We start from the raw sequence: 21451 nt of genomic DNA, 5'->3' as shown, positions 1-21451 counted from the left end.
GTACGTACGTCGCGGACGCGATCTGCGGCAGGACTGCGTTGACGGGCGAGACCAGGGCAAAGTCTACCGGCGACGCGCCGTTTACCTAGGGGAGTCCTGCGCGGGCGGCGCGGGGCGGCACACCGGAGGCAGCCTCCGGGGCTCAGCGGCCGCTCAGCGGGGACCCGGACGTCTCTTCGACGGGCGCCTCCTTCCGCGGGGATTCGCGGCGCGGGCGGCGGGGGAGCACGCGCAGCGCCTCGCCGACGTCCGCGACCTCCAGGACCCGCATACCGGCCGGGATCTTGCCCGGATCGGTCGGCACGAGCGCGTGCGTGAAGCCCAGCCGCGCCGCTTCGGAGAGCCGGCGCTGCACACCCGTGACGCGGCGGACCTCGCCGGCGAGCCCGACCTCGCCGATCGCGACGAGGTTCTTGGGCAGGGGCGTGTCGGAGGCGGCGCTGGCGAGGGCGAGCGCCACGGCGAGGTCGGCGGCCGGCTCGGAGAGCTTCACGCCGCCGACCGTCGCGCTGTAGATGTCCCGCTTGCCGAGCGCGGAGATCCGGCCGCGCTGCTCCAGTACGGCCAGCATCATCGAGACCCGGGAGGTCTCCAGGCCGGAGGTCGTCCGCCGCGGGGCGGGGATCTGGGAGTCCACCGTGAGCGCCTGGACCTCGGCGACCAGCGGGCGGCGGCCCTCCAGGGTGACGGTCAGACAGGTGCCCGGCACGGGCTCGTCGCGGCGGGTCAGGAAGAGGCCCGAGGGGTCGGCGAGGCCCGTGATCCCCTCGTCGTGCAGCTCGAAGCAGCCGACCTCGTCCGTCGCGCCGTACCGGTTCTTGACGCCCCGTACGAGGCGGAGGCGGGCGTGCCGGTCGCCCTCGAAGCTGAGCACCACGTCGACGAGGTGCTCCAGGAGGCGGGGGCCCGCGATGTTCCCGTCCTTGGTGACGTGGCCGACCAGGAGGGTGGACATGCCGCGCTCCTTGGACGCGCGGATGAGCGCCCCGGCGACCTCCCGGACCTGGGCCATGCCGCCGGGCGCGCCGTCGATCTCCGGCGAGGCGACGGTCTGGACGGAGTCCAGGATCAGCAGCGAGGGCTTGACCGAGTCCAGGTGGCCGAGGACCGCGGAGAGGTCGGTCTCGGCGGCGAGGTACAGATGGTCGTCGAGCGCGCCGATGCGGTCGGCGCGCAGCCGCACCTGGCTCGCGGACTCCTCGCCCGTGACGTACAGCGTGCGGTGGTCGTCGCTCGCGGCCTTCGCCGCGACGTCCAGCAGCAGCGTGGACTTCCCGACGCCGGGCTCGCCGGCGAGCAGCACGACGGCGCCGGGGACGAGGCCGCCGCCCAGCACGCGGTCCAGCTCGGCCACGCCCGTGGAGCGGGCCGTGGCCTGCCGGCCGTCGACCTGGCCGATCGGCAGCGCGGCGGTCGTGACCCGGCCCGGCGCGGTCGTCCGCACGGCCGGGCTGCCGCCGGCCTCCTCGACCGTGCCCCACGCCTGGCACTCGGGGCAGCGGCCGAGCCACTTCGCGGTGGTCCAGCCGCACTCCGTGCAGCGGTACGACGGGCGGTCCTTCGCCGGGGATTTACGGGTTGCCATGGAAGCCACCGTAGCCGTGGGGTCCGACAACGCGGCCGGGCGGCGACGGATGGCCCGTATCGGGGCGGTGGGCCCCGGGACGGCAGGTGCGCGTGTGGGGGAGGGGTTTTCTCGGACTCCTGTCCCCTTTTGAGGGAGATCGTCACCCGAAAGAATTAAAACCGGCCGAGCGCCCCTGACCGGTCCGCGCCGTCTGTCTACGGTCGCCGGGTGATGAGCAGCAGGCCCGGACACCCCACGTACACCGCCCCCGCTCCGCCCCCCGTCGGCCGGGCGGAGCGGGCACAGCGGGCGGGCCGTGGCGGCCGGACCGCCGGGCCCGACCGCCACGACCCGTCCCCCGAGCGCTATGAGCCCTATATCGACGGGCTGTTCACGTACTGCCTCTCCGTCCTGTGCGAGCACGACGCGGCCACCGAGGTGCTCGGCGAGGTGCTCGCGCTCGCCGAGCGGCAGCACGGACGCCGCCCGTCCGACCAGGCGCTGTACCGCCCCTGGTTGTACGCGCTGGCCCGCTGGGCCTGTCTGCGGCGGCTCGCCGACCCCGGTGCGCCTTCGGGGCCCGCGGTCGCCGAGGAGTCCGACCGGCGGCGCGAACTGTCCGCGCTGGCCTGGCCGGAGGCCGCCGGCGCCACGCCCGAGCAGCGCGAGGCCCTGGAGCTGTCGGTCCGGCACGGGCTGGGCTCCCGGGAGCTGGCCGCCGTACTGGGCATGGAGCCGGTCGCGGCCCGCGCTCTGCTGTCCACCGCGGCGTGCGAGGTGGAGCGCACCCGCGCGGCGCTCCTCGTGGCCGAGACCGGCCGCTGCCCCGAGGTGGCGCGACCGGCCGGGGACGGCCGGATGCTGCTGAGCACCGCCCTGCTCCGGGAGCTGGTGCGGCATGTCGACGCCTGCGACGAGTGCCGCCGTACGGCCGAGCGGGCGACGGCGGGCGGGCCCTGGCCCGGCTCGGAGCCGGTGGCGCAGGGGCCGCTCCCGCTGGTCACCGCGCCGCGCGCGGCGGCTCGCGTGGCGATGCGGGCGGCGCTGCGGTCGCGTACGGGGCGGGCGGTGGAGCCGCCGGAGAAGGGAGCGGGGAAGGGGGCGCAGGGGCGCACGAAACGAGCGGTCGGCGTAAACGGTTCTGCACCCCGTTACGACCGCAGCGGGTTCCCGCTCGGGCCCAAGGACCGGGCCGCCCGGAACGCCCGGCTGCGCAGCCGGGCGCTCACCACGACCGTGGTGGCCACCGTGCTCGCGGCGCCCGTGCTCGCGCTCTGGGCGGCGTACCGGGGCGCGCCGCTGACCGGCGAGACCGACGGTACGGCCGTCACCGCGGGCGACAACGAGGGGGACCGGATCGGCGGCAGCCCGTACGAGAAGGCCGGCAGCGCGCAGCTGACGCCCGACCCGCGGTCCCGGCCCGGTGCGCATACGCCGGACGTCTCGGTGGAGGTCATCGGGGCGCGGGAGCGGCCGGGGGAGGCCGGGCCGAGCCCTTCGCGGTCCCGCTCCGGGCCGGGGCGGCTGACCGTCGCGGCGCAGCCGAGCGGCGACCTCACGGTCATCACGCTGGCCGCGTCCGGGGGTACGGCGGTGCGGTGGGCGGCGCATACGGAGGCGCCGTGGCTGCAGTTCAGTACGACCGCGGGGGTGCTGCGGCCGGGCGAGACGACGACGATCAGGGTGTACGTGGACCGGGACCGGGAGCCGGCCGGGTACTGGCGGGCACGGGTCGCCGTGGAGCCGGCGGGGGCGGTGATCACGATCGAGGGCCGCGGAGCGCCTACGGCTCCGCCTAGCTCCCCGACACCTACGCCGACGCCGTCGCCCTCCGACCCGTCGCCGAGCGAGCCGCCGCCGTCCCCGACGCCTACGCCTACGGCGTCCGAGCCGTCGCCGAGTGACCCGCCGCCGTCGGAGACGCCGGCCCCCTCGGAATCGGGTAGCCCGACGGGCTGAGTGCCGGGGGCGCTGCCCCCGGACCCCCGGTCCTCAATCGCCGGACGGGCTTGATTTTTGCCGGGCTGAAGGCTGGGCTCAGGCCTTGGGTACCACCGGCATCGGCAGCAGTACCGGGTCCGCCGGGTGCGGGGCCATCGGGCGTTCCGTTGCCAGGCGTTCCGCGCACAGCTGCGCGAGGTGGTCGTAGGCGTCCTTGCCCATCAGCTCGATGAGCTCGGGCGCGTACGACTCGTACACCGGCTTCGACGCGCCATGCGCCGAGGTCGCCGACGTGCACCACCAGTTCAGGTCGTGGCCGCCGGGGCCCCAGCCGCGGCGGTCGTACTCGCCGATGGTGATCTGGAGCACGCGGGTGTCGTCGGGGCGGTCGATCCAGTCGTACGTGCGGCGGACCGGGAGCTGCCAGCAGACGTCCGGCTTGGTCTCCAGCGGCTCGCGGCCCTCCTGGAGGGCCAGGATGTGGAGGGAGCAGCCGGCGCCGCCGGCGAAGCCGGGGCGGTTCTGGAAGATGCAGGAGCCCTTCCAGCGGCGCGTCTGCCGCTCGCCGTCGTCCTCGTCCTCCTCGACCCAGCCGGTCGCGGTGCCCACGTCGTGGAACTGCCAGATGTCCGGCGTGAGCCGGGCCACGTGTTCCGCGACCCGCTGCTCGTCCTCCTCGTCGGAGAAGTGCGCGCCGAGCGTGCAGCAGCCGTCGTCGGCGCGGCCCGCCTCGATGCCCTGGCAGCCGTTCCCGAAGACGCAGGTCCAGCGGGAGGTGAGCCAGGTCAGGTCGCACCGGAAGATCTGCTCGTCGTCGGCCGGGTCCGGGAACGTGACCCAGGCGCGGGCGAAGTCGAGGCCGACCTCGTCGGTCACCTCGTCGGGCGCCGCCCCGCGCGCTTGCTGCTTTTCCATCTTTTTGCGGGCCTTTTCCTGCTTCGCCTTTTTCGTCTTCGCCACCTCCCCAGCGTAAAGGCGCGAGGTGACCGCAGTAGCTTTCTGTGTATGAGACTCGGTGTCCTCGATGTGGGTTCGAATACGGTCCACCTGCTGGTGGTGGACGCGCACCCCGGCGCGCGCCCGCTTCCCGCCTACTCCCACAAGGCGGAGCTGAAGCTGGCCGAACTCCTCGACGAGGACGGAAACGTCGCAGGTCCGGGCGTCGACCGGCTCGTCGCGACGATCCGCGAGGCGATGCAGGTCGCGGAGGACAAGGGCGTCGAGGACGTGCTGCCGTTCGCGACCTCGGCGATACGTGAGGCACCCAACGGCGAGGACGTGCTGGCCCGCGTCGCCGACGAGACCGGCGTCACGCTGCGGGTCCTCTCCGGGGAGGACGAGGCGCGGCTCACCTTCCTCGCGGCCCGCCGCTGGTTCGGCTGGTCGGCCGGGCGGCTGCTGCTCCTGGACATCGGCGGCGGCTCGCTGGAGATTGCGTACGGCCTGGACGAGGACCCGGACGCGGCGGTCTCGCTGCCCCTCGGGGCCGGCCGGCTGACCAACACCGACCTGCCCGGCGACCCGCCGGACCCGGAGGACGTACGGGCGCTGCGCCGCCGCGTGCGGGCCGACGTCGCGCGGGTGGTGAGCGACTTCACACGCTTCGGCAGCCCGGACCACGTGGTGGCCACGTCCAAGACGTTCAAGCAGCTGGCCCGGCTGGCCGGCGCGGCCCGCTCGGCGGAGGGCCTGTACGTCCAGCGCGGACTGAGCCGGAAGGCGCTGGAGGAATGGGTACCGCAGCTGGCCACGATGACGGCGGAAGAACGCGCCGAGCTGCCCGGGGTCTCCGAAGGCCGCGCCCGCCAACTGCTGGCCGGCGCGCTGGTCGCGGAGGCAACGATGGACCTCTTCGGCGTCGACGAACTGGAAATCTGCCCCTGGGCCCTACGAGAGGGAGTAATCCTGCGCCGCCTGGACCATCTCCCGAACGGCGAGTCGGCGCCCTGAGGGCAAGCCCGAAGGGCGAGCCCTCCAGGGGCGCGGGGAACTGCGCGCCCAGCCACCGCGGCGCCGCAGCCGCGCACGGCGGACCAGGGGCACCCCCCAATGGCGGTCGGCTCCCCCGCGCAAGCCGCGGCCCCGTACCCTGTCCCTCGTGACGGAGCCAGTGGTGCGCATCCCGGATGCGAAGGTCGCCCTGTCCACGGCATCGGTGTATCCGGAGTCGACCGCGACGGCCTTCGAGATCGCCGCGCGCCTGGGGTACGACGGCATCGAGGTCATGGTCTGGACCGATCCGGTCAGCCAGGACATCGAGGCGCTGCGCCGGCTGTCCGACTACCACGGCGTGCCGGTGCTGGCCATCCACGCGCCGTGTCTGCTGATCACGCAGCGTGTGTGGTCCACCGACCCGTGGACCAAGCTCCAGCGCGCCCGCAACGCCGCCGAGAAGCTCGGCGCCTCCACGGTCGTGGTGCATCCGCCGTTCCGGTGGCAGCGCAACTACGCCCGGGACTTCGTAAGCGGCATCTGGCGCATGGAGGGCGAGACGGACGTGAAGTTCGCCGTCGAGAACATGTACCCCTGGCGGTATCGCGACCGCGAGATGCTGGCGTACGCGCCGGACTGGGACCCCACCAAGGACGACTACCGGCACTTCACGGTCGACCTCTCGCACACCTCGACGGCCCGCAGCGACGCGCTGCACATGGTGGACCGGATGGGTGACCGGCTCGCTCATATCCACCTCGCCGACGGCAACGGCTCCAACAAGGACGAGCACCTGGTCCCGGGGCGCGGCAAGCAGCCGTGCGCCGAGCTGCTGGAGCGGCTGGCCGCCACCGGCTACGACGGGCACATCGTCATCGAGGTCAACACCCGCCGCGCGATGTCCGCCGCCGAACGCGAGGCCGACCTCGCCGAGGCCCTCGCCTTCACCCGCCTGCACCTGGCTTCGCCGAACCGGGTGTACGGGTCGTGAGCGCGCCCGGGACGGGCGCTTCCGGGCCGGCTCCGCGGCGGCGCGGCCGTCCTTCTCGTACGGAGAGCACGGCCGGTCCCGGCGCGCGGGAGCGGATTCTCGCCGCGGCCCGTACGGAATTCGCCGAACGCGGCTACGACAAGGCGTCCATCCGCGGCATCGCGCGAGCGGCGGGGGTCGACCCGGCGCTGGTGCACCACTACTTCGGCACGAAGGAGCAGGTCTTCGGCGCGGCCATCGAGGTCACGTTCGAGCCCGCGCTGCACCTGCCCGACGTGCTGGCGCAGGGCACGGAGGGCGTCGGCGAGCGGTTCGCCCGCTACTTCATCGGCATCTGGGAGAACCCGGCCACCCGCGCCCCGCTGCTGGCCGTGATCCGGTCCGCGGTGACGCACGAGACCGCGGCGAAGGTGCTGCGCGGCTTCGTGCTGCGGCGGATGCTGGAGCGGGTGGCGGCGGAGCTGGCGGTGCCGGAGCCGCGCCTCCGGGCCGAGCTGGCCGCCGCGCAGCTCGTCGGCGTCGCGATGCTGCGGTACGTCGTCCAGGTCGAGCCGCTGGCCTCGGCCGATCCCGAGGACATCGTCCGGATGGTCGCGCCGACGCTCCAGCGGTACCTCGCGGAGGCATGAGCGTACGCGTCCGTACTGCGGGCAGATGTCTCATATTCTGGAGGTGCTGTCCAGATCTTGGATCGGCAGCGTAACCTCGGGATCAGGTGATACGTGGTGCGGAATGTGTCCGCAGCCGCGTGCCGCAGACGAACCCCAAGGGAGTGACCATCGTGCCTGAGCTGAGGTCCCGCACCGTTACCCACGGCCGCAACATGGCGGGCGCCCGTGCCCTTATGCAGGCATCGGGCGTAGCGGGCGCGGACATCGGCCGGAAGCCGATCATCGCGGTGGCCAACAGCTTCACCGAGTTCGTGCCGGGCCACACCCACCTCGCGCCGGTCGGCCGGATCGTCTCCGAGGCGATCCAGGAGGCGGGCGGCATCGCCCGGGAGTTCAACACCATCGCCGTGGACGACGGCATCGCGATGGGCCACGGCGGCATGCTGTACTCGCTGCCCTCCCGCGACCTGATCGCCGACTCGGTCGAGTACATGGTCGAGGCGCACTGCGCGGACGCGCTGATCTGCATCTCGAACTGCGACAAGATCACCCCGGGCATGCTGATGGCCGCGATGCGGCTGAACATCCCGACGGTCTTCGTCTCCGGCGGCCCCATGGAGGCCGGCCGGGCCACGCTGGTCAACGGCACGGTCCGCAAGCTGGACCTGGTCGACGCGATCTCCGACGCGGTCAACGAGAACATCTCCGACGAGGACATCCTCCGGATCGAGAACAACGCCTGCCCGACCTGCGGCTCCTGTTCCGGCATGTTCACCGCCAACTCGATGAACTGCCTGACCGAGGCCATGGGCCTGGCCCTGCCGGGCAACGGCTCCGTGCTCGCCACCCACACCGCGCGCAGGTCGCTGTACGAGCGGGCCGGCCGGACCGTCGTGGAGATCACCGAGCGCTACTACGGGCAGGACGACGAGACCGTCCTGCCGCGCAACGTCGCCTCCCGCGCGGCCTTCGAGAACGCCATGGCGCTGGACATCGCCATGGGCGGCTCGACCAACACGATCCTGCACCTGCTGGCCGCGGCCCAGGAGGCGGGCCAGGACTTCGGCCTCACCGACATCGACGAGGTCTCCCGCCGCGTCCCCTGCCTCTCCAAGGTGGCGCCGAACGTCGCGCCGCAGGGCACGTACTACATGGAGGACGTGCACCGCGCGGGCGGCATCCCGGCCATCCTGGGCGAGATGTACCGCGGCAGGCTGCTCAACGAGGACGTGTCCTCCGTGCACTCCGCCTCCCTCGCCGAATGGCTCAAGGAATGGGACATCCGCGGCGGCTCCCCCTCCCCGGAGGCGGTCGAGCTGTTCCACGCGGCGCCCGGTTGCAAGCGCTCGGCGACCGCCTTCTCGCAGTCCGAGCGCTGGGACTCGCTCGACACCGACGCGGAGAACGGCTGCATCCGCTCCCTGGAGCACGCCTACTCCAAGGACGGCGGCCTGGCGGTGCTGCGCGGCAACATCGCCGTGGACGGCTGCGTCGTGAAGACCGCGGGCGTCGACGAGTCGATCCTGGTCTTCGAGGGCCCCGCGGTGGTCTGCGAGTCCCAGGAGGAGGCCGTCGAGCGGATCCTGAACAAGCAGGTCAAGGAGGGCGACGTGGTCGTCATCCGGTACGAGGGCCCCAAGGGCGGCCCGGGCATGCAGGAGATGCTGTACCCGACCTCCTTCCTCAAGGGCCGCGGCCTGGGCAAGGCGTGCGCGCTGGTCACCGACGGCCGCTTCTCCGGTGGCACCTCGGGCCTGTCGATCGGCCACGCCTCCCCCGAGGCGGCCTCCGGCGGCACCATCGCGCTGGTCGAGGACGGCGACCTGATCAAGATCAATATCCCGGAGCGGTCGATCGAGCTGGCCGTGGACGAGGCCACGCTGGCCGCCCGCCGCGAGGCGCTGGGCGGCGTGTACGCGCCGAAGAACCGCGAGCGCAAGGTCTCGCAGGCGCTGCGCGCGTACGCGGCGATGGCCACCAGCGCCGACAAGGGTGCGGTCCGGGACGTCAGCAAGCTCGGCTGACCCGCCGCCCCACGACCACGAGGACCCCGGCCCGCTGCCAGCGGCGCCGGGGTCCTCGCGTGTATCCGCTACCAGCGGCCGGGGTCCTCCGCGTCCATCCCGAAGACCGTGCCGTCCGGCGCCGCCCCGAAGATCCGCTGCGCGCCCGGGTCGACCACCGGCGCCGGAACGGTCTCCAGGAAGCCGCCGCGCCCCGTGGCCAGCCGCGGCTGGGTCTGCCCGAGCATCGCCCCGCGCCGGGCGTCCACCGCCAGGAGCCGCCCGTCGGCCGCGCTGAAGTACAGCCGGTCGCCGTCCACCACCGGCTGCGAGCCGCGGCTGACCGAGGTCTCGACCTGCCACGTCCGCGCGCCGACGGCCTGCAGCGTGCCTCCGTAGGCGAGCAGGTAGACCGTGTCGCCCCGCACCGTGGCGAGCGCGTCGTCCAGCGGCGCCGGCAGCCGATACGTACGGACCGTGCCGCTGCCGGGTTCGTACCGCACGACCGCCTCGGTACGGGAGTCCAGCGCCGCCGAGGTCAGGAAGAGCGCGCCGCCGCTGCCGGTCCCGGCCGGGGCGAGCGTCCCGGGCAGCCGCTTCTCCCACCGGACCGTGCCGTGCGCGAGGCCGACCGCGGTGACGAGCGAGCGGCCGCCGTTCTGCGCGGTGACCGTGTACGCGGTGCCGGCGGCCGCTCCGTAGGCGTGGAAGCGGGGCAGCGCGTGCCCCGGGAAGGAGCGGCGCCACCGCTGCTCGTGCGTCCGGCTGTCCAGCGCGGTCACGGTGCCGTCCGCCGCGGTGAGCAGCACCGCGTCGCCCACGACGGCGACCTGCCCGTCGTACGCGGAGACGTCCTTGCTCCAGCGCCGGGCGCCCTTGCCGTCCGCCGCCGGATCGAAGGCGTCCAGCCGCTTGCCGTCGGGGGAGAGGGCGTACAGCAGGCCGCCGGAGAGCGTGGGCGCGGCGGGCGGCAGATCGGTGTCGGCGGCGGGCCCCGAAGGCAGCCGCCACCGCACGGCCCCGTGCTCCGTGTCCAGGTGCGCGGCGCGTACCCCGCGCTGGGCACAGAAGAGCCCGGAAGCGGACGCCGCGTTCTTCGGCGCGAGGGAGCAGAACGGCATCTCGGCGGGGTGGTCGGCGGAACGTTCGAGCAGTGCCGTGCGCCAGGGGTGGAAGGGCTCCGCCGTACTACGGGGCTGCTGCCGCTGCGGCCCGTCCTCCGGGAGCAGCGCCCGTACGCCCAGGAAACCGCCCCCGCCGACGACGACCGCCGTGACCGCCGCCCAGACCGGCCAGCGGCGCCGGCCGCGGGGCGCGGGGGCTTCGGCCGGTGCTTCGGCCGGTGCTTCGGCCGGTGCGGCGGGCGGCCTGGCGCGCACATGGGTGGGCACGGACTCCGCGGGCTCGTACTGCTGCGGTATGCGGGGCACGGACGCGTCCCAGGTCCGCGAGTCGGGCGCGTCCGAGGTCCGGGGTTCCGGCGCGTCGAGGGTCGAGTCGGGATCCAGGAGCGACTCCAGCGATTCCAGCGACTCGGGGCCCACCGACGGGTCCGTTGCGGGGGCCAGGGCGGGCCCCGCGAGCGCGGCCGCCGCCGGCGCGTACAGCGGCTCCAGGTGCAGCTCCGTCGGGAGGTCGACGCGGAGCCGGGCCATCAGCTGGCTCGGCGTCGGGCGGTCCGCCGGATCCTTCGCGAGGCAGCTGCGCAGCAGGGGCGCCAGTTCCTCCGGCACGCCCGCGAGATCCGCCTCGTCATGGACGACCTGGTACGCGACGAGATACGGGCTCTCCGAATCGAAAGGCCCGCTGCCGGTCGCCGCGTGCACCAGTACCGAACCCAGTGCGAAGACATCCGCCGCCGGGCCGACTTCCCGCGGCCGCTGGAACTGTTCGGGCGCCATGAAAGGCGGCGTCCCGATCAATTTGCCGGTTTCCGTCCGCATTTCACTGTCGGACGGTCGCGAAATGCCGAAATCGATGACTTTCGGGCCGTCCGCCGCCAGCAGGACATTGCTCGGCTTCAGATCGCGGTGCACCACGCCGGCACGGTGGATGTCGCGCAGCGCTTCCGCCAGTCCGGCACCCAGTTTCCGTACCTCGTCCAGCGGCAGCGGGCCGTTCCGCTTCACATGCGCGGAAAGCGTCGGTCCGGGAATGTAGAGCGTCGCCATCCAGGGCCGCTCGCTGTCGGGATCGGCGTCCACGACCGGCGCCGTGAAAGCCCCGCTGACCCGCCGCGCGGCCGCCACCTCCTGCCGGAACCGGCCCCGGAACTCCGGGTCCTGGGCGAATTCCGCGTGTACGACCTTCACCGCGAGCCGCAGCCCGGACGCCGAACGCGCCAGGTGCACCACGCCCATACCGCCCGAACCGAGCGGCATTTCCAGCCGGTAGTTCCCCGCGTATTCCGGATGTTCCGCTTCCGGTCCGGCGCCGGAACTCCGCAGCGGCGGCATCTCCCCACCCCCGTGTATTCGGCCGCGTAATCGGCCGCAGACGCGACGCTCGGAGCCTAGTGGATGCCCGGCGGACGTCGGTTACGGCCGGGGTGCGGCTTGCTAGCCTGAGCCCCGTATTCACACAAGATTTCACGGGGGAGTGCGCAATGAGCACGCAGGAGAACACCGTCGACAGCGCGGCCGAAGCGGTCGGCACCGTCGCGGCCTACCGCAGCTATCCCGTCGCGCCGGGCTACCGCCTCAACGTCCGCAGCGGCCCGAGCACCAACGCCGCGATCGTCCGCACGCTCCCGGCCGGTTCCTCGGTCCCGATCCGCTGCCAGCGCCACGGCGAGCGGGTCAGCGGCCCGTACGGCACCAGCGACATCTGGGACTCCATCGGCAGCGGCGAGTACGTCTCGGACACGTACGTGCAGACCGGGAGCGACGGCTTCGTCGCACCGCGCTGCGCGAGCTGACCACCGGCCGGGCGGTGCACCCGCCCGAGGTGCCGCCGGGGATAATCGAGACATGAGCGAGGAGCAGACGCGCCCGGCCGCCGAGCCGGCCGGGCCCGAGCCGGTCGCCATCCGGTTCTTCGGCACGACCTGGGTCCACCACGACGGCGGCTACGCGCTGCGCCGCGCGGGCGTGGCCCTCGGCGCGCTCGCGCTCGCCGCGCTCGGCGCCTTCGTCCTGCGCTTCGCCTTCCAGGGCCTGGCCGTCGCCGAGGTCGGCTCGCTGGTGAACGTCCTGATCGTGGTCTGCTTCGCGGTGTGCAGCGCCCTCGCCTTCCGCCGTACGTGGGAGGGGTTCGTCCGGCGCCGCGAACCGGCCGCCGACCGGGCGGCCGAAAAGGCCGAGAAGTCCGCGCAGAGCCTGATGATGATCGGTTTCATCGGCTCGCTGCTGGCCTACTTCTGCCGCGCGCTCATCGAGGCGCCCGGCGAGAAGCTGCACCGCGCGGAGTACGAAGCGGCCCGCGAGCGGCACGCCCGCCGGCGCACCGCCCGTACGGGCAACCCCGCGGCCCGCAAACAGGGCGCGAAGGGCAAGGGCAAGAAGCGCCGCTGACCGCCCGGCGTCAGTACGTACGGCCCGGCTTCCCCTCCCCGTACAGCCACGCGTTGAACAATCCACTCAGATCCTTCCCCGCGCGCTGCTCGCAGAAGGCGATGAACTCCTTCGACCCGGCGTTGCCGTGCCGGTGCGCGGCGGGCCACTCCTTCAGGATGCGGAAGAACGTCCGGTCGCCGACCGCGTTCCGCAGCTGCTGGAGGACCATCGCGCCGCGCTCGTACACCGGCGCGGCCATCACGTTCTCCGCCTTGCCCGGACGGCCGGGCGGGAAGGCCCACAGCGGGTCGCCCGCGGGCAGCCGGTAGTGCGCGTCGAACTGCTCCTGCGGCCCCTTGCCCCCGTGGCGCTCGGCCCACAGCCACTCCGCGTACGTCGCGAAGCCCTCATTGAGCCAGATGTCCTGCCACGTCTCCGGCGACACCGAATTGCCGAACCACTGATGCGCCATCTCGTGCACCACGGTCACCTCGTCGGGCGCCCCGGAGTAGATCGGCTTGGTCTGCGTCTCCAGGGCGTAGTCGATGCCCCGGGGCGGGTGGTCGACGATGGCCCCGGCGGAGGAGAAGGGGTACGGGCCGAAGATCCCGCTCTCCCAGCTCATGATCTCCGAGAGGCGCGCGAGCGGCCCGGCGCTCCGCTTGGCCTCCTTCGGGTCCACCGCCACATACAGCGGCACGCCCTCCTCCGTACGGCCGGTCCGCACGCGGAACTTCCCGATGGTGGCGGTGGCGAGGTAGGACGCCATCGGCTCCCCGCTGTGCCAGCGGAAGGTCCGCGTCCCTCCCTTCGCCGTCGGTCGCCCCTTCAACTCGCCGTTGGCGACGGCGGTGTAGCCCTGGGGGACGGTGACCGTGATGTCGTACGAGGCCTTGTCGCTCGGGTGGTGATTGCCGGGGAACCAGGTCTGCGACCCGGCCGGCTCGCCCACGACGAACGCCCCGTCCGCCGTGCGGACCCAGCCCTCCTTCGACCCGTCGGGGTCGGCGAAGTCCGTCGGGCGCCCTTCGTACGCGATGGCCGTGCGGAAGGTCCTCCCCTTCGGCAGCGCGCTCGCCGGGCGGACCCGCAGCTTGTCGCCCCGGCGGGAGAACTCCGCCTTCTCGCCGTTCACCTGAATGCGCGTCACCTTCATCCCGTGCAGGTCGAGGGAGAAGGAGGCCAGGCGCTGCCGTGCCGTCGCGGAGAGCCGGGCGGTGGCGTCCAGGCTGCCGTGCCGGACGTCGTAGTCCAGGCCGATCGCGTAATGGCGTACGTCGTAGCCGCCGTTGCCGAGGGCGGGGAAGAGCGGGTCGCCGAGCGTGTCCCGGCCGTCCACGGCCGCGGTGCCGGCGGGGCCGGCCGCCAGGTCGTGGGTGCAGGCGGACAGCAGAAGGGCCACGGACAGGGCGGCGGTCGCGCCACAGGCGCGCAGGGGCCGGCGATTCACGGGGAGTCCTGGGGTGGTGTGGGGGACAGGAAGTTGCGCTGACCTTATGAGGTCGTACGGATTCCTGTATCCCCCTGGTGACGGGAACGCGTTCCGCCACCAGAGGGACGTCCCAGGACGAGGGCCCTGCTTCAGAGGGCCCGCTTCAGCGGTGGCGGGTCAGGAGGCGGCCCCGCGCACCGGCATGTGATCGATGCTCACACCGGCCGGCTCGGTGAGCTCACGGCGGCGCTGCTCGGCCCAGCCCAGGAGCGCCGCCTCGCAGGCGTGGTCGAGGTGGCGCAGGCCCGAGAGGTCCAGCTGGATCTCGCGGTCGGCGGGCAGCGCCTCCAACTGGTCGAGGAGGCGCGGCAGCCGCAGGAAGGTGGCGTTGCCGACGGCGCGTACCCGGACCGGCTCCGCCGCCTTGGCGGTCGCGGGCTCGGCCTCATCGAGGGTGGCGGTCGGCGCGGAGCCGGAGCCGTGCACCGACTTGGCCACCACGACGCTGTGGGACTCGCGTCCGTGGCTGCCGGAGCCGCCGCCGGACACCTCCAGGTGCACGTGCGAGGTCTCCCAGGCGGTCTTCGCGACCGCCATGAGCAGACCGATGATCACGCCTTCGAACATGTTGGTGACCACGATGGCGATGGCGGTCGTGGCGAGGACGACGGCCTCACCACGGTGATCGCGCCACAGCGGACGGATGTCCTTCAGCGGCATCAGCTTGAAGCCCGCGTGCACCAGGACACCGGCCAGCGCCGCCACCGGGATGACGCCCAGCGCGGCCGGGAAGGCGGCGGCGAACACCAGCAGCCAGACGCCGTGCAGCACGCGGGACGCCTTGGTCTTCGCGCCGGCCGACACATTGGCGGAGCTCCGCACGATGACCGCGGTCATCGGCAGCGCGCCGAGCACACCGCAGACGGCGTTGCCCGCGCCCTGGGCCATCAGCTCCTTGTCGTAGTCCGTCTTCGGCCCGTCGTGCAGCCGGTCCACGGCCGCCGCGCTGAACAGCGACTCGGCGGACGCGATGAGCGTGAAGGCGAGCACCGTACCGATGATGCCGAACTCCGCGACGCGCGCGAAGTCGTCGGCGCCGGGCGGCTGGATGGCGCCCAGCAGGCCCTGTACCTCGACGCGGGCGACCGGCAGGTCGAACGCGAAGACCGCGAGCGTGGCGAGGGCCACCGCGGCGAGCGGCGCGGGCAGCACCTTCGCGGCCTTCTTCCAGCGCGGCCACAGAACGAGCACGGCGATCGTGCCGACGCCGATCGCGAGCGCGGCGAGGGCCGAGTTCGAGCCGACCGTGTCCATGAACAGGTCGGGCAGTCCGCCCAGGTTGGCGAGGCCGCTGCCGGGCGCCTTCGCGTCGGCGAGGGCGTACACCTGACCGGCGATCAGCACCAGACCGATGCCGGCGAGCATGCCCTGCACCACCGCGACCGAGATCGCGCGGAACCACCGGCCGAGCTTGAGCGCGCCCATGGCCAGCTGAAGCAGGCCGGCGACGAGGACGATGATGCCGAGCGCACCGACGCCGTACTCCTTCACCGCCTCGTATACGAGCACGGTCAGGCCCGCGGCCGGGCCGCTGACCTGGAGGCTGCTGCCGGGCAGGAGGCCGGTGAGCAGGCCGCCCACGATGCCGGTGACCAGGCCGAGTTCGGCGGGTACGCCGGAGGCCACGGCGACGCCGACGCAGAGCGGTACGGCGACGAGGAAGACGACGAGCGAGGCAGTGAAGTCGGCACGGAGGGTGCCGCGCCCGGGGGCGGGGGCGCCCGGCGGTCCGGCGGTGCCCGGGGGACCGAGACGGGAGTTGAAGATCCGGTCGACGAAATTGCGCATGAGGATGCCTCCAGCTGGTACCCGCCGGCAGTGCGTGCTGCAGGCGGGAGCTGTTGCGGATGGATGGCTGGATCCGTACGAGCGGGCGTGGGTACGCCAGGTCAGCGGGCATCGCCGGGACCGGTCAGCAGCCGGTTCCGGTCAGCCGTTCTGTGGCGACGTACGCCCGTGCGGTGCGCGGGCAAGGGGGAAGCCCGTCGTGACATCCCTCAGCAGCGGAAAACACAGAGAGTGAGGGGTATTTGACCGGTTCTCTGCAGTGATTTGGCGTGCGCGCGGGTGAGCGGTACGGCCGGCTCGTGCTCGTCCGCCGGTGCGGTACGGCAACACACGCACATAGCGCGCGGATCGGGGGGAGTGGGCGGTCCGGCAGAGACCCGGACGGCCCGCCGGAGATGAGCGGTCTCGGGGCCGACTTCGCCCTCGCTCCCGCTCTTCTTGGCGGTGTGTTTGACCTCGGTGGCGGGGGAGGCGGGCGCGGGTGCGGCAGGCAGGGGCCCGTCGCTCGCGGGCGCGGTCGCCCGTATCTTGCTGCTGCTCTGCGCGGGCTCGGCGAAGGCGAAGCCCGCCGTGGACAGCAGGGTCAGCAGTACGGCCAGGAGAAGCGTCAGGGCAGGGCGTATCGCGGTACCCGGCTTCCCCATCGTCGCCCCCTCCGGCGTCCGTGGACAGTCAATTCCATTGTGTCCAAAGATGGTTGTCCCACGGCAAGTCCGCGTGTAACCGTCAAGTTAACGCGGTGTTATCGGAGCGGAACGATCTTCTCCGTGCGCTCCGGCGGCCGCCGGGAGCACGCCCGGAACCCCCACACGCCGGACCCTCCGACCGCTCGGCGGCTCCGGTCCGTGACACAACGTGCACACCTTTACCGAACGTCTACCTTCCTCGGCAGGTTCCCCTGGGTGGGGTCTTGACGCCTCGTTCTGTACAGGCGCATATTCAACACATGGTGAATTACGCGTCCGGCGAGACGGGTGAGACCAAGAGGACGAGCGGGGCCGGGAAGGCGGGCGCCCCGGATCTCCCTGCTGTACGCGCCCGGGGGCTCTCCGTGGTCCGCGGCGGCCGGACCGTCCTGGACGCGCTCGCCTTCGACGTCCCGCGCGGCCAGGTCACCGGCCTCCTCGGCCCCTCCGGCTGCGGCAAGACCACGCTCATGCGCGCCATCGCCGGCACCCAGGCGAACGTCACCGGCACGCTCGACGTCCTCGGCCGGCCCGCCGGCGAGGCGTCGCTGCGGCCCCGGATCGGTTACGTGACCCAGTCCCCGTCCGTGTACGACGACCTCACCGTCCGCCAGAACCTCGCGTACTTCGCCGAGATCCTGCTCCCCGGGCGGAGCGCCCGCGCGGCGCGCCGGGCGGCCGTCGACCGAGCCATCGCCGACGTGGACCTGGCCTCGCACGCCGACGTACTCGCCGGGAACCTCTCCGGCGGCCAGCGCAGCCGAGCCTCCCTCGCGGTGGCGCTCCTGGGCGACCCCGAACTACTGGTACTCGACGAGCCCACGGTCGGCCTCGACCCCGTACTCCGCCGCGACCTCTGGACCCTCTTCCACACCCTCGCCACCGACCGCGGCACAACCCTCCTCGTCTCGTCCCACGTCATGGACGAAGCGGAACGCTGCGACCGCCTCCTCCTGATGCGCGAGGGCCGCGTCCTGGCGGACGGCACTCCGGCCGAACTGACGAGCCACACGGGGACTCCAACGGTGGAGGCGGCATTCCTGCACCTGGTGGACGCTGTGGGCAGCCGCGCCGACTCCGCCTCCCCCGCCCCCACCGCTGTGGGCAGCCGCGCCGCCGCTGTGGGCAATCGAGCCGCCCCGGCCTCCCCCACCCCCAGCGCCGCTGTGGGCAATCGTGCCGCTGGGGCGATGGGGGTCCCCCCTGCTCGAGCGAAGTCGAGAGCTTGGGGGAGGGTGGGCACAGCGGCACCCCCACGCCGGGAGGCGAGCAACCGCACCCCGCACCCCGACGGCGCAGCCCGCCCTTCGCACCCCGCCGCGGCACCGCACCCCGCCGCCCGCACATCGCGCACCGCGCCCACCACCACCCGCGTCCTACGCCAACTAACCCACGACCCCCGAACCATCGCCCTCATGCTCATCGTCCCGTGCGCGATGATCGCCCTGCTCCGCTACGTCTTCGACGGCAACCCCCGCACGTTCGACGCCACCGGCGCCTCCCTCCTCGGCATCTTCCCGATGATCACGATGTTCCTGGTGACCTCCATCGCCACCCTCCGAGAACGCACGAGCGGCACGCTCGAACGCCTCCTCGCCATGCCGCTCGGCAAGGCCGACCTGATCGCCGGCTACGCCCTCGCCTTCGGCCTGCTCGCCGTCGTCCAGTCCGCGCTCGCCACCGCCCTGTCCGTATGGCTGCTGGACCTGGACGTCACCGGCTCCCCCTGGCTACTGCTCCTGGTGGCCGTCCTGGACGCCCTCCTCGGTACCGCCCTCGGCCTTTTCGTCTCGGCCTTCGCCGCCTCCGAATTCCAGGCCGTGCAATTCATGCCGGCGGTCCTGATGCCGCAGCTCCTGCTCTGCGGCCTCTTCACCCCGCGCGACGAAATGCAGCCGGTACTCTCCGGCCTTTCCGACGCCCTCCCGATGTCGTACGCGGTCGACGCCATGAACGAAGTACTCCGCCATTCCGACGTCACCGGCGCCTTCCTCCGCGACACCGCGATCGTCACCGGCTGCGCCCTCCTGGTGCTCTCCCTGGGCGCCGCCACCCTCCGCCGCCGAACGCGCTGACCGAGAAATGCCCATTCCCCATGGCGTCATCTCCCGTGCACTATGACGCCACGGGGAATGGGGAGAGCTCAGTGCCGTACGAGGCGCAAGACACGGCCGAATTCACAGAGGCAACGCGGCGCCTGAAGGAACGATCCGGCCTGCCCTACCGCCAGCTGGAGGAGAAGGCCGCAGTCCCCACCGGCCCAGTACTCCTCCACCCCCTGAGCGCCCCGGACCCGTGTCTGACCGACGGGCGCGTCCCGGACGGCCGGTACGACTCCCTCGTGGCTGTACAGCGGCCGTGCGACGAGGTCGGCCCGCAGCGGACCACGCTGATCCCGGCGGGCAGCGGGCTGTACCGGATCCAATGGTTCAGCCCCGACCAGGGCAAGGGCCGCCTCGCGGCGCGCTCCACAGGCCCCGCCGCCGGCCTGCGGGAACCCCGGAACGACTGCGGCCACGTCCCCCTCCCGGTGACCACAGCCCCCTCCCCGCCCGGCCACTCGCCCACAACGTGGAACACCCCCGCACGCCCGCCCCACCCGATGCGACGATGACCGTACGGACGGACAAGGCCCAGGCCCGGCGCAGCGTAGAGGTGAACCGCACCATGACCCAGAAGGTCGCAGTACTCGGTACCGGAAAGATCGGCGAAGCCCTGCTCAGCGGGATGATCCGCGGTGGCTGGTCCCCGTCCGACCTGCTGGTCACCGCCCGCCGCCCCGAGCGCGCCGCCCAGCTCCGCGAGAAGTACGGCGTCGAGACCGTCAGCAACGCCGAGGCCGCCAAGGCCGCCGACACGCTCATCCTCACGGTCAAGCCGCAGGACATGGGCACGCTCATGGACGAGCTCGCCCCGCACGTCCCCGCCGACCGCCTCGTCATCAGCGGCGCCGCCGGCATCCCGACCTCCTTCTTCGAGGAGCGGCTCGCCCCGAACACGCCCGTCGTACGGGTCATGCCCAACACCCCCGCTCTCGTAGACGAGGGCATGTCCGTCATCTCTGCCGGCACCCACGCCACCGCCGAGCACCTCGCCCACGCCGAGGAGATCTTCGGCCGCGTCGGCAAGACCCTGCGCGTCCCCGAGAGCCAGCAGGACGCCTGCACCGCACTCTCCGGCTCCGGCCCGGCCTACTTCTACTTCCTCGTCGAGGCCATGACCGACGCCGGCATCCTCCTCGGCCTGCCCCGCGACAAGGCGCACGACCTGATCGTCCAGGCCGCCATCGGCGCCGCCGTGATGCTCCGCGACAGCGGCGAGCACCCGGTCAAGCTGCGCGAAAACGTCACCTCCCCGGCCGGCACCACCATCAACGCCATCCGCGAACTGGAAAACCACGGCGTACGCGCCGCCCTTATCGCGGCTCTGGAAGCCGCCCGAGACCGCAGCCGCGAACTCGCTTCGGGTAACGGCTGACCTTCCTCTGCCACATCCGCCGCCGCTGTGGGCAATCGTGCCGCTAAGGGCGGCACGGGTGGGCACAGCGGCACCCCCGCGGCGGGGAGCCGCCCCCACCCACCCGCGCCCCCACAGCGCGCCGCCCCCGCTACCCCAGCAACCCCACCGCCCGATAGGCCGCATCCACCCGCGGCCGCGCCATCTCCCGCGCCCGCGCGGCCCCGTCCCGCAGCACCCCATCCACATAAGCCGGATCCGCCGCAAGCTCCCCATGCCGCTCCCGCACCGGCCGCAAAACCTCCACCACCGCCTCAGCCGCGTCCTTCTTCAACGCCCCGTAAGAGTCGTACTCCTCCGCCAGCCGCCGAGGCTCCCCGCCCGTACACGCCGCCAGCACATCCAGCAGATTCGCGACCCCCGGCCGCTCCTCCCGGTCGTACACGACATCGCTGCCCGCGTCCGTGACGGCCCGCATCACCTTCTTGCGTACCGCCTCCGGCTCATCCAGCAGGTAGACGATCCCGGCCGTCCGCGCATGCGACTTCCCCATCTTCGACGTCGGCTCCTGCAGATCCATCACCCGAGCCGCGACCTTCGGATTGGTCGCCCGCGGCACCACGAATGTGTGCCCGTACCGCTGGTTGAACCGCACCGCCAGATCCCGCGTCAGTTCCACATGCTGCGTCTGGTCCTCACCCACGGGGACTTCATCCGCTCCGTACGCCAGGATGTCCGCCGCCATCAGCGCCGGATACGTCAGCAGTGACAGCCGTACGCTCCCGCCCCGCTCCCGTTCCCGCGCGGCCTTCTCCTTGTACTGGATCATGCGCCGCATCTCGCCGTCCGTGGCCGTGCACTCCATCAGGTAAGCCAGCCGCGTGTGCTCATCCACCTGGCTCTGCACGAAGAGCGTGCACTTCTCCGGGTCGAGACCGGCGGCCAGCAGCAGCGTCGCCGCCTGCCGCGTGAGCCGCCGCACCCGCGCCGGATCGTGGTCCACGGTCAGCGCGTGCAGGTCCACCACGCAGAACAGCGCGTCCGCCCGGTGCTGCTCCTCCTGCGCCCACTGCCGCATCGCCCCGAGGTAATTGCCCAGCGTCAGGTGCCCGGTCGGCTTTACCCCGCTGAAGATCCGCTGCTGCGCCATCTCTGCCTGTCTCCTTATACGTACGTACGTGGAGACCGCCGCACCGATCCGACGGCCGGCTGCGGGAGGGAGAAACGCGAACGGCCGCCGGAGGCGGCGGCCGTGATCATGCATGCGCTGTGGTCGGCCGCCGTCAGGCGGGCCACCACTGCTGTACGAGCGCACGCGTATGCATGACCCCCACGGTACTGCCCGGACCGCCGCCGGGCACGGGTTTGAACGAACCCGGGGCCTCGTGTAGTGTCCTCCGAGTTGCCACACAGCCGTAACGGTTTTGCGGCAGCCACTCACGCCGCACCGGCGGCAACCCACTACTGCACGGCCTTCCTTCGGGAACAAT

The 21451-nt window shown here is 72.6% G+C and carries 17 protein-coding genes and 1 pseudogene; 11 read left to right on the top strand and 7 right to left on the bottom strand.

Features of this window, described 5'->3' with window-relative positions:
• Positions 1–142: 142 nt before the first annotated feature.
• Positions 143–1585, bottom strand: a complete 1443-nt coding sequence (gene radA / locus AB0I82_RS22325; protein WP_363259111.1) for a DNA repair protein RadA — start codon at positions 1583–1585, stop codon at positions 143–145.
• Between the two features lie 213 nt (positions 1586–1798).
• Between radA and AB0I82_RS22320 the strand changes: the two genes are divergently transcribed.
• Positions 1799–3526, top strand: coding sequence for a sigma-70 family RNA polymerase sigma factor (locus AB0I82_RS22320; protein ID WP_363259110.1), 1728 nt, complete (start codon positions 1799–1801; stop codon positions 3524–3526).
• A gap of 78 nt (positions 3527–3604) precedes the next feature.
• Here the strand turns inward: AB0I82_RS22320 and AB0I82_RS22315 are convergent, their stop codons facing one another.
• Complete coding sequence (locus AB0I82_RS22315; protein WP_363259109.1) at positions 3605–4468, bottom strand: hypothetical protein; 864 nt, start codon at positions 4466–4468, stop codon at positions 3605–3607.
• A gap of 45 nt (positions 4469–4513) precedes the next feature.
• Here AB0I82_RS22315 and AB0I82_RS22310 point away from each other — a divergent pair, with 45 nt between their 5' ends.
• From AB0I82_RS22310 to ilvD, 4 genes are all read left to right on the top strand, one after another.
• Positions 4514–5458 carry a Ppx/GppA phosphatase family protein gene (locus AB0I82_RS22310; protein ID WP_363259108.1) on the top strand — a complete coding sequence of 315 codons (945 nt, stop codon included), beginning with the start codon at positions 4514–4516 and terminating at the stop codon, positions 5456–5458.
• 148 nt (positions 5459–5606) lie between these two features.
• Positions 5607–6431, top strand: a complete 825-nt coding sequence (locus AB0I82_RS22305) for a sugar phosphate isomerase/epimerase (RefSeq protein ID WP_363259107.1) — start codon at positions 5607–5609, stop codon at positions 6429–6431.
• Entirely contained in the window at positions 6428–7060 is a 633-nt protein-coding gene (locus AB0I82_RS22300; RefSeq protein ID WP_363259106.1) for a TetR family transcriptional regulator, read from the top strand. Before AB0I82_RS22305 ends, AB0I82_RS22300 begins: the two co-directional genes overlap by 4 nt.
• A 152-nt stretch (positions 7061–7212) precedes the next feature.
• The gene (gene ilvD, locus AB0I82_RS22295; RefSeq protein ID WP_363259105.1) at positions 7213–9066 is read left to right on the top strand and encodes a dihydroxy-acid dehydratase; all 1854 of its coding nucleotides are present in this window, start codon (positions 7213–7215) and stop codon (positions 9064–9066) included.
• Positions 9067–9134: 68 nt separating this feature from the next.
• Here the strand turns inward: ilvD and AB0I82_RS22290 are convergent, their stop codons facing one another.
• Positions 9135–11501 carry a serine/threonine-protein kinase gene (locus tag AB0I82_RS22290; RefSeq protein WP_363259104.1) on the bottom strand — a complete coding sequence of 789 codons (2367 nt, stop codon included), beginning with the start codon at positions 11499–11501 and terminating at the stop codon, positions 9135–9137.
• 149 nt (positions 11502–11650) lie between these two features.
• Between AB0I82_RS22290 and AB0I82_RS22285 the strand changes: the two genes are divergently transcribed.
• Together AB0I82_RS22285 and AB0I82_RS22280 are read left to right on the top strand one after the other, a co-directional pair.
• On the top strand, positions 11651–11962 hold the full coding sequence (locus AB0I82_RS22285) for an SH3 domain-containing protein (protein WP_363259103.1): 312 nt from the start codon (positions 11651–11653) through the stop codon (positions 11960–11962).
• Between the two features lie 52 nt (positions 11963–12014).
• Positions 12015–12557, top strand: coding sequence for a hypothetical protein (locus AB0I82_RS22280; protein ID WP_363259102.1), 543 nt, complete (start codon positions 12015–12017; stop codon positions 12555–12557).
• A gap of 10 nt (positions 12558–12567) precedes the next feature.
• Here AB0I82_RS22280 and AB0I82_RS22275 read toward each other — a convergent pair whose 3' ends face one another.
• From AB0I82_RS22275 to AB0I82_RS22265, 3 genes are all read right to left on the bottom strand, one after another.
• Positions 12568–13989 carry a M1 family metallopeptidase gene (locus AB0I82_RS22275; RefSeq protein WP_363259101.1) on the bottom strand — a complete coding sequence of 474 codons (1422 nt, stop codon included), beginning with the start codon at positions 13987–13989 and terminating at the stop codon, positions 12568–12570.
• A gap of 159 nt (positions 13990–14148) precedes the next feature.
• Entirely contained in the window at positions 14149–15819 is a 1671-nt protein-coding gene (locus tag AB0I82_RS22270) for a SulP family inorganic anion transporter (RefSeq protein WP_363259100.1), read from the bottom strand.
• A gap of 209 nt (positions 15820–16028) precedes the next feature.
• The gene (locus tag AB0I82_RS22265; RefSeq protein WP_363259099.1) at positions 16029–16463 is read right to left on the bottom strand and encodes a hypothetical protein; all 435 of its coding nucleotides are present in this window, start codon (positions 16461–16463) and stop codon (positions 16029–16031) included.
• Between the two features lie 302 nt (positions 16464–16765).
• Here AB0I82_RS22265 and AB0I82_RS22260 point away from each other — a divergent pair.
• The 4 genes and pseudogenes from AB0I82_RS22260 to proC all read left to right on the top strand — a co-directional run.
• A pseudogene (locus AB0I82_RS22260) lies at positions 16766–17362 on the top strand (ABC transporter ATP-binding protein); the annotation flags it as partial.
• Positions 17363–17740: 378 nt separating this feature from the next.
• Positions 17741–18580 (top strand): ABC transporter permease, encoded by an 840-nt coding sequence (locus tag AB0I82_RS22255; RefSeq protein ID WP_363259629.1) that lies wholly within the window; start codon positions 17741–17743, stop codon positions 18578–18580.
• 71 nt (positions 18581–18651) lie between these two features.
• A complete protein-coding gene (locus tag AB0I82_RS22250) occupies positions 18652–19119 on the top strand; it encodes a hypothetical protein (protein WP_363259098.1) in 468 nt (155 codons plus the stop codon).
• A 53-nt stretch (positions 19120–19172) separates the two neighbouring features.
• Positions 19173–19982, top strand: a complete 810-nt coding sequence (proC, locus tag AB0I82_RS22245) for a pyrroline-5-carboxylate reductase (RefSeq protein WP_363259628.1) — start codon at positions 19173–19175, stop codon at positions 19980–19982.
• A gap of 130 nt (positions 19983–20112) precedes the next feature.
• Here proC and trpS read toward each other — a convergent pair whose 3' ends face one another.
• Entirely contained in the window at positions 20113–21111 is a 999-nt protein-coding gene (gene trpS, locus AB0I82_RS22240) for a tryptophan--tRNA ligase (RefSeq protein WP_363259097.1), read from the bottom strand.
• Positions 21112–21451: the final 340 nt, after the last annotated feature.

The organism is Streptomyces sp. NPDC050315 (genome assembly GCF_040655775.1).
Classification (GTDB): domain Bacteria; phylum Actinomycetota; class Actinomycetes; order Streptomycetales; family Streptomycetaceae; genus Streptomyces.
Note: the sequence above shows the minus strand (reverse complement) of the source record. Positions and strands in the feature narration are given on the sequence as shown.